The organism is Lactobacillus sp. UMNPBX15, assembly GCF_002553785.1.
Classification (GTDB): Bacteria; Bacillota; Bacilli; order Lactobacillales; family Lactobacillaceae; genus Lactobacillus; species Lactobacillus crispatus.
The window spans coordinates 1-14,040 of sequence record NZ_PCYV01000044.1; the positions used below are offsets into that span (position 1 = coordinate 1).

Annotated in this window: 12 protein-coding genes and 1 pseudogene; 4 read left to right on the forward strand and 9 right to left on the reverse strand. The window is 36.2% G+C overall.

Translation table 11 applies throughout. From position 1 onward, the window contains the following. Nucleotides 1–255: 255 nt before the first annotated feature. The 4 genes and pseudogenes from CP366_RS10985 to CP366_RS09465 form a co-directional block, all read left to right on the forward strand. Complete coding sequence (locus CP366_RS10985; RefSeq protein WP_089143232.1) at nt 256–591, forward strand: aldo/keto reductase; 336 nt, start codon at nt 256–258, stop codon at nt 589–591. A gap of 164 nt (nt 592–755) precedes the next feature. After that, a complete protein-coding gene (locus CP366_RS10990; protein ID WP_089145992.1) occupies nt 756–1,046 on the forward strand; it encodes a hypothetical protein in 291 nt (96 codons plus the stop codon). Nucleotides 1,047–1,169: 123 nt separating this feature from the next. Continuing rightward, the gene (locus tag CP366_RS10995; RefSeq protein WP_081079822.1) at nt 1,170–1,562 is read left to right on the forward strand and encodes a transketolase C-terminal domain-containing protein; all 393 of its coding nucleotides are present in this window, start codon (nt 1,170–1,172) and stop codon (nt 1,560–1,562) included. A 170-nt stretch (nt 1,563–1,732) separates the two neighbouring features. Then, nucleotides 1,733–2,635: pseudogene (locus tag CP366_RS09465) on the forward strand (IS30 family transposase); the annotation flags it as partial. Between the two features lie 107 nt (nt 2,636–2,742). Here the strand turns inward: CP366_RS09465 and CP366_RS09470 are convergent. The 9 genes from CP366_RS09470 to polA form a co-directional block, all read right to left on the reverse strand. After that, nucleotides 2,743–4,002: a DUF389 domain-containing protein gene (locus tag CP366_RS09470; RefSeq protein ID WP_089145993.1), complete on the reverse strand. Its 1,260-nt coding sequence runs from the start codon at nt 4,000–4,002 to the stop codon at nt 2,743–2,745. Nucleotides 4,003–4,097: 95 nt separating this feature from the next. Next, the gene (locus tag CP366_RS09475; RefSeq protein WP_081307113.1) at nt 4,098–4,634 is read right to left on the reverse strand and encodes a hypothetical protein; all 537 of its coding nucleotides are present in this window, start codon (nt 4,632–4,634) and stop codon (nt 4,098–4,100) included. A 199-nt stretch (nt 4,635–4,833) separates the two neighbouring features. Further along, nucleotides 4,834–6,768 carry a threonine--tRNA ligase gene (thrS, locus tag CP366_RS09480; RefSeq protein WP_089143318.1) on the reverse strand — a complete coding sequence of 645 codons (1,935 nt, stop codon included), beginning with the start codon at nt 6,766–6,768 and terminating at the stop codon, nt 4,834–4,836. 286 nt (nt 6,769–7,054) lie between these two features. Then, nucleotides 7,055–7,963, reverse strand: coding sequence for a primosomal protein DnaI (dnaI, locus tag CP366_RS09485; RefSeq protein WP_089143317.1), 909 nt, complete (start codon nt 7,961–7,963; stop codon nt 7,055–7,057). Nucleotides 7,964–7,982: 19 nt separating this feature from the next. After that, nucleotides 7,983–9,317 (reverse strand): replication initiation and membrane attachment family protein, encoded by a 1,335-nt coding sequence (locus CP366_RS09490; RefSeq protein WP_023488425.1) that lies wholly within the window; start codon nt 9,315–9,317, stop codon nt 7,983–7,985. 2 nt (nt 9,318–9,319) lie between these two features. After that, nucleotides 9,320–9,787 carry a transcriptional regulator NrdR gene (nrdR, locus tag CP366_RS09495; protein ID WP_023488426.1) on the reverse strand — a complete coding sequence of 156 codons (468 nt, stop codon included), beginning with the start codon at nt 9,785–9,787 and terminating at the stop codon, nt 9,320–9,322. 2 nt (nt 9,788–9,789) lie between these two features. Next, nucleotides 9,790–10,392, reverse strand: coding sequence for a dephospho-CoA kinase (coaE, locus tag CP366_RS09500; protein ID WP_089143316.1), 603 nt, complete (start codon nt 10,390–10,392; stop codon nt 9,790–9,792). Further along, the gene (gene mutM, locus CP366_RS09505) at nt 10,389–11,219 is read right to left on the reverse strand and encodes a DNA-formamidopyrimidine glycosylase (RefSeq protein ID WP_025005309.1); all 831 of its coding nucleotides are present in this window, start codon (nt 11,217–11,219) and stop codon (nt 10,389–10,391) included. The genes coaE and mutM overlap by 4 nt, the downstream gene beginning before the upstream one ends. Before the next feature lie 8 nt (nt 11,220–11,227). After that, nucleotides 11,228–13,891: a DNA polymerase I gene (polA, locus tag CP366_RS09510; RefSeq protein WP_089145994.1), complete on the reverse strand. Its 2,664-nt coding sequence runs from the start codon at nt 13,889–13,891 to the stop codon at nt 11,228–11,230. Nucleotides 13,892–14,040: the final 149 nt, after the last annotated feature.

Sequence of the window (14,040 nt, forward strand, 5' to 3'; positions counted from 1 at the left end):
ATTAAAAAATCAATTTACGAGAAAGATCTATTTACACAAAAGATTTGACAGTTTCGTTAAACATCCTACTTGCCCAATAAATGAACAAACAAAGCAAGTGAAGGAATAAAAATTAGCCAATTTACATAAAATGTTTGTCGACTAGGTTACCTAAAAGTTCCCTAGGCACATAATTGTGCCGTCTTCACAGCCTTTTTAAATGCTTGTATGATTTTTTATGAAATCAAATATAAGTATTTAGAAAGATTATTTTTTATGAACCAAACAAATTTAGGAATTACTTCTTTAAAAATCTCAGCTATGGGATTGGGTATTATGCGGATGAATGCTAAAACTCCGCAGCAAGCTACTGAAGCTTTAGAAGCAGCCTTCGATAATGGCATTAATTTTATTGATTCGGCTGATATTTATGGCCAAGGCGAATCTGAAAAAATCTTTGGCCAAGTCCTAAAATTAAGCAAAATAAAGCGCGATGATCTATTTATTCAATCTAAAGTAGGAATAATTGTTGACCCTGATAAAAGTGAAGGTTCAAGAGTTTTTGGTGGTCGATATGAATTTACTAAAGATCATATTCTAGAAGCAATCTAAAATGAAGCTACTCACCACTGGGTAAACCCTTTTAACTTAAAGACTGACAAACCTCTAGCTCTTGCTCCTAAAACTCCAAACTCTACAAGTATCATGGTTGATTTTCTAAAAAACATATCCAAAATCAAAAAAATATCCTAGCAATTAACGCTGCTATTCCTCATATGTTTGGTTTAAACGAAATCAAAGAAAATTATCCCAAACATTACAAAGACGTTGGTATTGCTGAACAAGAATCTATAGCTTTTGTAGCCGGTGCTGTCAAGGAAGGCATCACCCCCATTTGGTTTGAAAACTCTACTCTCTTACAACGAGCATATGATCAACTTTCCCATGATGTTGCTACAAATGATTTACCAGTAGTCATGGTAGTTATTGGTGGTGGGGTTACTAATACTTCAAAAACTCATGTTGGAGTTTTTGATAATATGATGATTGCTAATTGGCCTAATTGAGAATATTAGCACCTACTACTCTTAATGAAATGAAATCAATGCTTAATTGGGCTGTTAAACAAAGAAAACATCCTGTAGCTATTAAGAGCCCAGTTAATCTATTTCCTGAGGGAAGTCCAATTAATGAAGACCAACTATGATGTTAAACTAGGATCAAAAGTCGCAATTATTGGCGTAAGAGACTTCTATCAATTAGGCGAAAAAGTTCGTAAACTTTTAAAGAAACATGATATTAATGCAACTTTAATTAATCCGAAATACGTAGCTCATCTTGATACTGAGACATTGACTAGTCTAATGGCCAACCATGAATTAGTTGTAACCTTAGAAGATAATACTTTGGAAAGCGGATTTGGTGAAAAAATTGCTAGCTATTATGGTCCAAATAATATGAAAGTTAGAAATTATGGTGAAAAGAAAGAATATACTGACAACGAATCAGTAGAATCTATCTATAAACGCAATCATCTACTGCTTAACCAAATTTTCAATGATATTATTAAAATCATCAAGTAATCAAAAAAGTGAGAAGACCTTATTATCAATCTTCTCACTTTTTATATTGAAAATTATTATTTTAATTATTTTCGCCGATTGTAAAATCAAGTTAAACACTTTATAAAAATAAAAGTCCATCTGGACCTGTTTGATAGAATGTTAATATCCACAAAAACATCTATTGGAGGTCACAAGAGGTCAAACGTGGTACTGTTTCTCTCTATCATGGCAAGCAGCAGCGCTATAAGGCTGAACATGGTCAGAGCGTTTATCAGATTAATCGTCGTCACTGTGGTCGTAAATCGGACTTCTTGAAGAAAGCAAACTTTATTAGCTACGTCATTAATCATTTTTTTGAGGACGGCTGGTCACTTGACGTTTGTGCCAATCGTAGCTTAGCTATCGGTGAATTCTCACATCATCAAACAGTCTGCACCAGAACTTTGTACAACTATGTAGAACAAGGCCTAATTGCAATTAAGAACTATGATTTGCCTGAAAAAATTAAACGTAATACCAAGCTCCATCATGTTCGCAAAAACAAGAAAAAGCTGGGACGAAGCATCGAAGAGCGACCTAAAGAGATTGACCAGCGCAATGAATTTGGTCATTGGGAATGTGATCTTGTTCTAGGGCATAAAACCAAAGATGATCAGGTTCTATTAACGCTTTCTGAGCGCATGAGCCGTGAATTCTTGATTATTCGCATACCTGACAAGACATCTGCCAGTGTCATGCAGGCTTTTAAAATGCTTCAAAAACAATACAGCGAGCACTGGAATGACATCTTCAAGACGATTACTACTGACAATGGTTCAGAGTTTGCGGATTTAGCTAATTTAGAAGAAGTTTCTAAGACTCTTGTTTATTATGCTCATCCTTATACTTCTTGTGATAAAGGAACTGTTGAAAGACATAATGGTCTTATTCGCAGATTCATTCCTAAAGGAGACTGCATCAATAACTATTCTCTCCAACAAATCATTGATATTGAAACCTGGTGCAACTCTTTACCCAGAAAGATCCTGGCATATCACACACCAGATGAAATCTTCGAAAGAGAATTAGATAAAATCTATCAAACAGCCTAAATGTTCAATTTATTATTGCAATTTACGTTTTTATAATAAAACAAACTTTACAAAATTTATTTTAGTATCAAGATATTTCACAATAAAAGTAATATGCTATATACTTTCTAATTTTTAATATTTTCTTGAACAAATTCCACTAAATTAATATTTGGATATTTATCTTTTATTTGTCTTACTAAGGCGTTTTTTCTCTTCTTAGATAGCGGCTTTTTTAACTCTATCAAAGTAATTTGCTTATTTTTATTATCGCTAACTGCAGTAACAGAAGATATTGCAGAGGACAGTTTACGAATTTTTTGATTACGTTTTTCTTGTTCTTGTTGACGTTTTTCATCAGCTTGTTCTTGTTCATGCTGACGCTGATTAATAATATTATTTACTTGTCGATCTAATTGATTTTCTGCATTGGGATTAACCTGAGCTACTTGTACAATATTCAGTGAATAGCCTTTCAGGTCATATTTTGTTAAGTTTGCTTTAGCCACTTGAATTTTCTTAGCATTAATTTTATTACCTGAAACTGTAAGATTAATTATTTTTCCTTGCGTATCGACATTTTCTTTAATTAGATTAACATTGCCTAACTCATTAACAACAAGATTTTGAACATTTTGATCTACTAGAGTTTTATTCACCATCTGATTAGCTGATAAGATACTAGGAATAATTAAAATAATTACTACTAAAATTATCGCAAACTCTTTAAAGGTTGGCTTGCGTAAGAAAAACAACTTAGATTGCTTAGTAGAATAACTTAGCCATTTCATAATTTTTACACCCAAAAAAGCAGTCAAAATTATGAAAACGCAATTAATCAAAAACAAATAACTTGATCCTAAAAAATATTTAAGATTGCCTACTGCAATTGAATACCCTATCGTACAAGCTGGTGGCATTAAGGCTGTTGCAATCGCTACACCAGGTACGATATTATTTGCTTCTTTTTTACGTGCACCGATTATTCCAGCAACTCCTCCAAAAAACGCAATCATTACATCCCAAATCGTTGGTGAAGTTCGTGCAATAATTTCTTGGCTAGCATAAGTCAAAGGAGAAAAATGAAAATAAATTGTAGATGCAGCTAAACTAATAATAATTTCTGCTAATAATGAAATCGTTCCTTTACGCAGCAAAGTAACATCATATAAAGCAAGGCCTGTGCCAATTGCTAGCAGCGGTCCCATCAAAGGTGAAATTAACATTGCACCAATAATAGTAGCTGTTGAATTAACATTTAATCCAACACTTGCAATAAAAATTGCGCAAGTCAGAACAATCAAACTTTCAATATTCAAAGTTCCATCTGCACTAATCTTAGATAAAAATTGAGAAGTTAAATAATTTTTTCGCTGGCGTATTATCATCTTATTTAGTCTAATCCTCATGAAAAAAGCACTGAATTAAGATTTCAGTGCAAAATATAAAAATGTGATTGAATAATCAATAAAATTATTATAACCTATTTGACTAATTTTTTGCTCTTATAGCAATAATATAAAAATGAATTATCTGCTCCATTTCCTACTCTCAGTGCATCTACTTTATCATTATTACTTTTATCTTTTTTCTTTATAGCAACATAAGTGTGTCCTGAATCTGCTCTATCGCTAGATAGCCAGCCATTAGCAGCAAAACCTGGTGTTTTATGAAATTTAAAATCAGTAGCTTCATACTGAGAAATACCAACCTTTTGAGCTAATTTATATCCTGATTTCTTATCAGCCTTAGCTAATTTTTTAGTCCACTTGATTGCTTTATTACTGCTCAACATTTTATACAATTTGATTTTATTAAATGTATGCGTTGTGATTTTAAGCTTCTTGATTTTGCCTTCATGCTTATAGTACCATGTTCCGCGAGTTTTCTTTGGCGTAGTAAATAAGTTCTTAGCTCCCCAGGATGCAGCATCTACTCTATTTTGACCCATTACAATAATAGCTAACATAAATAGCGCAGTTGTCATAAATATAATGAGTTTATTTTTCACGTTTATCACCTTCCCTTATATAACTGCTATTTTCATTATTTCATTAAAATATTTCATAAAAGTTAAAGGCGATGACAGTTTTTTTACTTCTTACTTACAAACGTAAAAAATCAATTACATTAGTTTTACCAACAAAAAAACGTATGCAATAAAGTCGTCTTAATTAGACCTAGCATACGTTTTTTATTTTATTTTTTAATTATATTAATTAATTTTCTCTTGAGTATGACTTAACGTCAGCGTCAATTTCAGCGATAAAGTCATCTAAACTCTTAGAAATTTCTTCATCAGTACCGTAACGACGTACATTTACACCATTAGTGTTCATTTCGTCATCACCTAATACCAAAGTATATGGTACCTTTTGGGTTTGAGATTCACGAATCTTGTAGCCCATCTTTTCGTTACGAGTATCAACTTCTGCTCTGAAGCCACGCTTAGCAAGTTCTTGACGAACCTTTTCTGCATATTCACCATGAGCATCAAGGTTAACTGGAATAATTTCAACTTGAACTGGAGCAAGCCAAGTTGGGAATGCACCCTTGTAAATTTCAGTAAGGTAAGCAATGAATCTTTCCATAGTACCAACAATACCACGGTGAATCATAACTGGACGGTGTTCTTCACCATCTTGACCAACGTAAGTTAAGCCAAATCTTTCTGGAAGCATGAAGTCAAGTTGGATAGTTGACATAGTTTCGTCATTACCCAAAGCAGTCTTAGTTTGAATATCAAGCTTAGGACCGTAGAATGCTGCTTCACCTTCAGCTTCAACATAGTCAAGGCCAAGGTCATCCATAGCACCCTTAAGCATCTTTTGACTTCTTTCCCACATTTCGTCATTTGCAAAGTACTTGTCAGTATTCTTTGGATCACGGTATGAAAGTCTGAAGTAGTAATCAGTAATATCGAAGTCCTTGTATACGTCCATGATTAACTTCAAAATCTTAGCGAATTCAGTTTGAACTTGATCCAAGGCAACAAAAGTGTGGCCATCATTCAAAGTCATTTCACGTACACGTTGAAGGCCTGACAAAGCGCCTGACTTTTCATATCTGTGCATCATACCAAGTTCAGCAACACGAAGTGGCAAGTCACGGTATGAACGAATGTGGTGCTTATAAATTTGAATATGTGAAGGACAGTTCATTGGACGAAGTTCAAGCATTTCGCCATCACCCATGTCCATTGGTGGGAACATGTCATCACGGTAGTGTGCCCAGTGACCTGAAGTCTTGTAAGCGTCAAGGTTCATTAATACTGGAGTGTAAACGTGTTGATAGCCGTCAGCAACTTCACGGTCGATAATGTAACGTTCAACAACACGACGAATAGTAGCACCCTTTGGCATCCAGTAAGGAAGACCAGCACCAACCTTAGGATCAACGAAGAAGAGGTCAAGGTCACGACCGATAGTTCTGTGGTCGCGTTCCTTAATTTCTGCACGACGCTTCAAATCTTCCTTTAAAGCAGCTTCCTTGAAGAAAGCAGTACCGAAGATTCTTTGAAGCATTGGGTTGGATGATTTACCAAGCCAGTAAGCACCAGCAACTGACAAAAGCTTGAAGTGCTTAATCTTACCAGTGTTTGGCAATAAAGCATCAAAGCCAAAGTCAACGAAATCACCTAACTTGTAAGCATCAACCTTGTCACTGTCAATTTCCTTCAAAAGGTCGCTCTTATATGGATCATCCTTGAAAATATCTTCAAGTTCTGACTTATCCATCACAACATGTTCAATTGCTTGACCACTCTTGATCAACTTCTCCATAGCTTTTTCAAGTTCTGGCAATTCAGTAACCTTAATTTGGTCATCTTTGTCAGTATCTACGTAAAAGCCGCCTTCATCAGCAACATGTTGACCCAAACGAAGTTCTGGGTACTTATTCTTAGCAACTGCTTCAAGTGCAAAAGCAGCAGTAGCTCTTAAAATATCCAAGCCTTCTTCATCCTTATCAGTAAGAATGGCAACTTCAACATCATTGTCAATTTCATAATCAAGTGGCTTAACAACGCCATTTACTTTAGCACCAACGGCAGCTTTTCCAAGAGATGTAGCGATTGATGAAGCTACTTCCTTAACTGAAACAGCCTTATCAAAATCTTTCTTTGAACCGTCTGGCAAAGTAACTGAAAAACTCATATTTTTACCTCCAATAAAAAAATCCCAGTGCTAATAAAAGCACTGGGACGTGTTAATTGCGTGGTTCCACCCAAAATTCAGGTTAGCGTACGTCTAACCTCTCGTATAGATTGATAAAGGTATCCAGCCTCTTAAAATTCAATTTTGGGGAATAAACGATTGGGGTGATTTTCTAATGAAGAACTTCCAGAACTAGGTCCTTCTCTCTGAGCCGAACATCATCATGTCTCGTTTAATTAACTTCAATTATACGCATCAAAGTGAACGATGCAAGACCTTTTTGAAATTAATGCGAAAAATTTCGTCGATCAGGACCGGAAACTACTACTTCTTTAGCTAAAAAACGTACTCGTTGCATTAATCTTTTAGCTTTAACTGGATCAGTTGCATTACGGGTTTCCTCAAAGTGTGACTCTAATGCTTCCATATCTAAATTAGAAGAGAAAAAAGTTGGCAAAACATTATCCATTCTTGCCTGTAAAATTACTCCTAAAACGTCATCACGTGACCACTGACTTAATGTTTCTGCCCCAATATCATCCAAAATTAAGATATCGCATTCAGCTAAATTCCTGATCTCATCTTGCAAGCTGTTATCACCAAAATGACTTGATAAACCTGCAATAAAAGTTGGAACATGTAAAAATACAACATTCCGATCAAAATTAGTTGCTACATAGTTTGCAAGTCCCGCTAGCATATAGGTCTTCCCGATCCCAAAGTCGCCCGACAAATAAAGGCCTTGTTGGTGAGGATCAGCTTTGTACTTTTTCAAAAAATCATAAATCAGGGTTAAAGCTTGCTGGCGATCATTTGTAACCTCAATATCACTTAAATTAACATCATGCAATTTAGCAGGCAGATCAATTAAATGAAGACGCCGCTTGGCTGCTCGTTGCTGATCTGCTACAATCTTAGCCTCGGTAGGTTTGTAACGTACATCAATTACTTTGCCGTTCAAAAATAATTTCGGAGCATAACCGGCCAGCACCTGATTCTGACTATGTTTTTGCGCATAATATTCATAGATATTGGCCATACTATTTCGAATCATCGCCTTATCTATTTTTTCCCTATTTGCCTGCAAAAACGCTTGCACATCTGGATCGTGTAAAGCAGTTTTCAACAGTTCTTTCTCATTACCTAAATTACGCTCTTTAACTATTTTTTTAAGCAAATCACCAATTGCTTCCATTATTTCACCTACCCTCTATTTACTTATTTTTCAGATCCTTAAAGATATCCTTCAGCTGTTCTGTTGACATACCTTCATTTTTAGCCTTTTTCTTGCTCCAATCGGTACCTTTTTCGACTCGCTTATTTTGTCGATATGACTGTCGATTTTTCTTTTTAAGAATATCGGCTTTACGCTTCTTCACATATTCAAGAGCTTGTACCCCAGTACTAATACCACCTTGCAGCCAATCATTAGCTATTCGATAAGCACGATTAGAAGTTACAACAGTATCGTAGGTCAAACAGGTATGAATCAAAATATTAATCAAATCTTCCGGCAAGCCATACTGCGTGTGCAGCTGATTAATAATATAGTTTTCGCCTGGAGCTACAATTCCACCCTTTTCAGTTTTTAATTTGTATAAAAATTCAGATGGGGAATTTTCATTAGCTTCGAGTAACAATTTTCTATCATTAGCGTCCAAACCTTTGATAGTCGCAATAGCGCGCTTTTTGCCTTCTTCAATTTGTTTTTGAATGTTTTCCCTAGTATGCAATCGTTTATAATTTTCTGCTATGGTATTACTAATTTCATGCATGTTTAATTTATGTGTACCATGCAAACAGGGAACAGTCTCATCCACAAATTCCTGTTCCGATAAATTATATGTCTGTATTAAGCCCCGAATTTGGTTCTTTTTAATTTCTACTTCTTGAGCTGGAATTTGATAGACATTATATTGATCTTTAATCAGATCCCAATCAATTGGATCCTGGGCATTAATTTCAGCAGTTTCTACCTCAGGCGCTTTATTTTCCTGCGCAGCTTCTACTACCTCATTAGATGGATTAATTGCTTCATCCCCTGGCAAGCGAAAAACATCAAAAAAGTTGGCTGAGACATCGCGCGCATTCTTGATTGGCTTTTCACGCAGTTTTGCTTCCTTAGCAAAAGCATGACTCAAGTCATGAAAGGTTGGGCTGCCAACTTTTTCTTTCAACAAACTTGCTAGCAGTGGTGTTGCAAAAAATTTGTCTGCACTAGGAACCTGTAATAACTTAAAAACAATGATATTATTGAAGACATTATCCGCTAAAAAAGTTTGCACTAAACCTACGGCTTCCAGTTTATGCAAAGAATGAAACATATCTTTTAAACTACAATCAAGTTGCTCCTGTAGTGAATAAATTCCCTTTGCATCAGAAACAATACCATATGGATCATAGTCATTGATTAAAGTCTGATACAAGGCAATTGCCACCGCGCCAACCAAAGGCTGATACAATTTAATCAAGATTTTCTCATTCTCTGGAAAAAGGGTAATCTTGTTGGCTACATAATAAAGATGCTTAGGATCAGACGTTGCAAACATGACTAATTACCCTTTCCTTTTTTGGCCATCATATCTTCCATTGTCTTCATAAAGCTAGACATATCCTTGAACTCACGGTAAATTGAAGCAAAGCGAATATAAGCTACGTCATCCAAATTAGCCAAATCATCCATGACATACTGACCAATCTTCTTAGATGAAATTTCACTAACGCCTTGTTTTCTTACCTTATTTTCGACACGATCAACCAATTGCTCAAATTGTTCACTACTGATTGGCCGTTTTTGTCCGGCTGCCATTACTCCGTGCAAAATTTTCTTTCGACTGAATGGTTCACGGGTACCATCATTTTTTACTACCAACAAAGGAGCAGTTTCCACTCGTTCAAAAGTAGTAAAGCGAAAACCACAATTTTCACATTCTCTGCGCCGTCTAATAGCCCGGTTTTCATCACTAGGCCGCGAATCAATAACGCGAGAAGCATTTTGATGACAATTTGGACATTCCATAGTTATCCCTCTTCTCTAATCTTTACCAATAATTGTGCTAGTTTATTCTCTAGTTCTTTTATTGTACCAGTATTTGCCACTACAAAATCGGCCATTTTTTCTTTTTCAGCTAATGGCATCTGACTATTAATCCGCATTCTTGCTTCCTCGTCAGATAGATTATTACGCTTTTTTAAACGTTCAATCTGTAATTGCTCAGGAAGGGTAATCACTAAAACTCCATTAGCTACATGTTTTTTATCCAATCCCGCTTCAAAATACACTGGTGCATCTAAAATAACAAGAGCAAAATTCTGATATTCTTTTATCTTTGCTACTGTTTTATCGAAAATTAACGGATGCGTCAACTGATTTAATTCAGACAAGGCTCTTTTATTACTAAAAACTAATTGCCCTAATTTTTTACGATTTATTGTTTGGTCTGAATTTAAATATTCTACCCCAAAATGATCTTTAATCACTTGCCAAGATGCATTGCCCGGTTTCATCAGTTCGTGGGCAACTTGATCACAGTCAATAATCGGAATGTTTTTCTTTTTAAAAAAATCATCAGCAGTACTTTTACCGGTGGCAATTCCACCTGTTAATGCTAAGACATAACTCATTTATAAATCACCTGACAATGAGGACAAAAAGTGGTTCCCCGACCATTAACCTTAATTTTTTCAAATTTAGTACCACAAACTGGGCAGGGCTCACCTACATGACCGTAAACTTGCAATTTACTTTGAAAGCCACCGACTTGTCCATTCGCATTCAAAAAGGAATGAACTGTAGTACCTTGCAGCTTAATTGCTTCGGCAATAATTTTATTGATCTGATCATGTAATTCAGATACTTTTTCCACAGGAATTTTATTGGCCTGACTTAAAGGATGAATCTTGGTTCGCCAAAGAACCTCATCAACATAAATATTACCTAGACCAGCTACTACTGATTGATCAAGCAAAGTGTTTTTGATATTTTTCTTCTTACGCTTTAAGCCATTGATTAAATATTCTGAAGTAAATTTAGAACTATTTGGTTCTACTCCAAGCTTACCAATCCCTGTAGTTTGTCTTTCGGTGCCAGTTAAAATTAGCTGCATCCGCCCAAATTTGCGCACATCATTATAACGCAACGCTGTTCCATCAGTAAAAACAAACTCAACGTGATCGTGTTTATCCTTAGGCGCATCAGACGCAGTTAAATGATACTTTCCTTCCATTCGCAAATGAGAAACAATCGTTAAATTATCACTCAAGCGAATAAGCAAATACTTGGCGTAGCGATCAATATCGATAATCTTTTTACCAGGCAATTCAGATAAAAATTTTTCATGATCAGTCGCTACAATTTTTGGATACCACAAAATCACTTTTTTAATAGTTTTTCCCTTAACTAAAGGAAGCAGCGTTCTTCGAACTGTTTCAACTTCAGGCATTTCAGGCATTTTATCACCTACTTTGCATCATACCAATTGTGTCCCCAGCCAGAATCAGCAATCAATGGCACGTCCAACTTAACAGCTGATTGCATTACTTCAGGCACAATCTTTTTAATTGTTTCTAGCTCATCTTTTGGTACATCAAAAATCAATTCATCGTGTACCTGCACTACCATTTTAGTCTTCAAATGTAGTTCATCTAACTTCTTTTGCATGTTAATCATTGCAATTTTAATAATATCGGCAGCTGAACCTTGAATTGGTGAATTAATAGAAGTTCTTTCAGCAAAGGCACGCACGGTGTACTTCTTAGCGTGAATATCTGGCAAGTATCTGCGACGGTGCATGATTGTTTCGGCATAGCCCTTGTCACGTGCTTCTTGTACTGCTTTATTCATGTAATCCTTGATTTGAGGATATTGTTCGAAGTAGTTGTCGATAAATTCTTGCGCACGTTTTCTAGAAATACCTAAATTCTTGGACAAACCGTAATCGGAAATACCATAAACGATACCGAAGTTAACAGCCTTAGCGTGACGACGCATCAGTGGCGTTACTTGATCTGGTGAATCCAAGTGGAAAATCTTCATCGCGGTATGTGAGTGAATATCATAACCGGTCTTGAAGGCTTCTTGCATGTTTTGATCGCCCGAAACGTGAGCTAAAACACGAAGTTCAACTTGTGAGTAATCGCAAGAGAAAATGTAGCCGTCTGGTTCACTTGGCACGAAAGCTTTTCTGATTTGCTTACCCTCTTCGGTGCGGGTAGGGATATTTTGCAAGTTAGGATCCACACTGGACAGACGACCAGTGGCAGTCAAAGTTTGCAAGTAACGTGTATGTACACGACCATCTGGTTGGATAACATCAAGCAGACCCTTTACATAGGTAGATTGAATCTTGGCAATTTGACGGTAATCCAAAATTTCACTAACGATTGGGCTTTGCGTCTTTAATTGATCCAAGACTTCAACTGAAGTTGAGTAACCAGTCTTAGTCTTTTTGATAACTGGCAAACCAAGCTTTTCAAACAAAATGTGACCTAATTGCTTTGGTGAGTTCAAGTTGAACTTTTCACCGGCTTGGTCATAAATCTTGTCTTCGAGTTCCTTCAATTTAACGGCAAATTCATTTTGCAACTGAAGCAAAGTGCTGGCTTCAACCTTCATCCCGTTCATTTCCATTCTGGCTAAAACACGAGCAGTTGGGATTTCGATTGTGTCAAACAAAGCATCCTGTTCGTGTTCTTTAAGCTTTTTAAGAAGCTCCGGCTTAAGCTTTTCAATGGCGTTGACCTTGGAAGCTAAGTGGTTGAACAATTCATCGTCATTATCGGGAACATGTTCACTCTTACCTTTGCCGTAGACTTCAAGCTCGGTCTTAACGGAGTAATCACCATAAAGATGGGCAATTTCACCCAGATCATTAGAGTTGTTTTCATTATTGATCAAGTAGGATGCCAAAAGCATGTCGTAATCAAGGCCGTGCGTATGAATGCCTAAACGATGTGCAGCAACCATTGTTCTCTTTAGGTCAAAGACATTCTTCTTAATCTTTTCGCCTTCTAAGATGTGCTTGATATTATCTTCTTCAAGCAATTCCACGTATCTTGAAACGTAGATCTTGTCATTGAGCTTCAAACTGAAGCCAACAAAAGGAGCTAGGTGATAGTTAGCACCGAGCATTTCTAGATAAAATTCAACAGTGTCTTTTTCAGTAGCTTTGACATCTTTAACATTGTCATCATTTAAAACGGTGTATTCAACTTTTTCAACATCTGCACTACCTTGACCAGCACCTGACGCATTAAGTTCTGCCAAGAACTTACGGAAATTCATCTTTTCATAGAACTGACGCAGTTTCTCATAATCAACTGGTTGACGTTTTACATCATCAATATCAATGGTAACTGGTGAATCACGATCAATTGTAGCAAGTTTTTTAGCTAAAAAGGCCTTGTCTTTATCACGAATTAAACGTTCCTTACGCTTAGATTTCTTCATTTGATCAATATGATCGTAAAGATTTTCTACTGAACCATATTCTTGAATTAAATTAGAAGCTGTCTTAGGACCAATACCTTCGACACCTGGGTAGTTATCAGAGTTATCACCCATTAAGGCCTTCATGTCGATGAATTCGGTTGGAGTAACACCATTAACTTCCTTCATATGTTCAGGCGTGTAGGCTTCAAGTTGAGAAACACCAGATTTAGTTACTTCGACAATCGTCTTGTCGGACGCAAGTTGGGTCAAGTCGCGGTCACCAGTTACGATCGTGGTTGTGAACCCGGTCTTTTCACCCTTCGTAGCAAAAGTACCAATGATGTCATCTGCTTCATAATTCTTCAATTCATAAGTTTTAATACCCAAGTCATGCAGCATTTCTTGAATGTAAGGCATTTGTTCGAGCAACTCTTCTGGAGTTTTGGCACGTCCACCTTTATATTCTCCATACATCTTTGTTCTAAAAGTTACTTTTCCTGCATCAAAAGCTACCAAAATGTGAGTTGGATCAACGTCCTTCAAAAGGACATCAAGCATATTTTTAAAAGCATAAATGGCATTAGTGTGCAGGCCGTCCGGACTTTTGAAAGATTCTAGTTGACGATAAAGAGCGTAAAAGGCTCTGAAAGCTACAGAGTTACCATCGATTAGAAGTAATTTTTTATCTGCCATTTTATTCCCCTTTTTAATAAATTGTTCTCTATACTTACTTATCTATTTTACCAGTTTCAAGGGTAATCTTTTAATAGGAAGTTTAATGTAAAAGAAACATACTAACCTAGTGTTGGATCATGAATCGACGGATTCACGATCTGGCACTT

Bases quoted from the DNA above. Each gene is read 5' to 3' on its own strand.
- CP366_RS10985 (WP_089143232.1), top strand. From the start codon at position 256: ATGAACCAAACAAATTTAGGAATTACTTCTTTAAAAATCTCAGCTATG.
- CP366_RS10990 (WP_089145992.1), top strand. From the start codon at position 756: ATGTTTGGTTTAAACGAAATCAAAGAAAATTATCCCAAACATTACAAA.
- CP366_RS10995 (WP_081079822.1), top strand. From the start codon at position 1,170: ATGAAGACCAACTATGATGTTAAACTAGGATCAAAAGTCGCAATTATT.
- CP366_RS09470 (WP_089145993.1), bottom strand. From the start codon at position 4,002: ATGATAATACGCCAGCGAAAAAATTATTTAACTTCTCAATTTTTATCT.
- thrS (WP_089143318.1), bottom strand. From the start codon at position 6,768: ATGAGTTTTTCAGTTACTTTGCCAGACGGTTCAAAGAAAGATTTTGAT.
- dnaI (WP_089143317.1), bottom strand. From the start codon at position 7,963: ATGGAAGCAATTGGTGATTTGCTTAAAAAAATAGTTAAAGAGCGTAAT.
- CP366_RS09490 (WP_023488425.1), bottom strand. From the start codon at position 9,317: ATGTTTGCAACGTCTGATCCTAAGCATCTTTATTATGTAGCCAACAAG.
- nrdR (WP_023488426.1), bottom strand. From the start codon at position 9,787: ATGGAATGTCCAAATTGTCATCAAAATGCTTCTCGCGTTATTGATTCG.
- coaE (WP_089143316.1), bottom strand. From the start codon at position 10,392: ATGAGTTATGTCTTAGCATTAACAGGTGGAATTGCCACCGGTAAAAGT.
- mutM (WP_025005309.1), bottom strand. From the start codon at position 11,219: ATGCCTGAAATGCCTGAAGTTGAAACAGTTCGAAGAACGCTGCTTCCT.
- polA (WP_089145994.1), bottom strand. From the start codon at position 13,891: ATGGCAGATAAAAAATTACTTCTAATCGATGGTAACTCTGTAGCTTTC.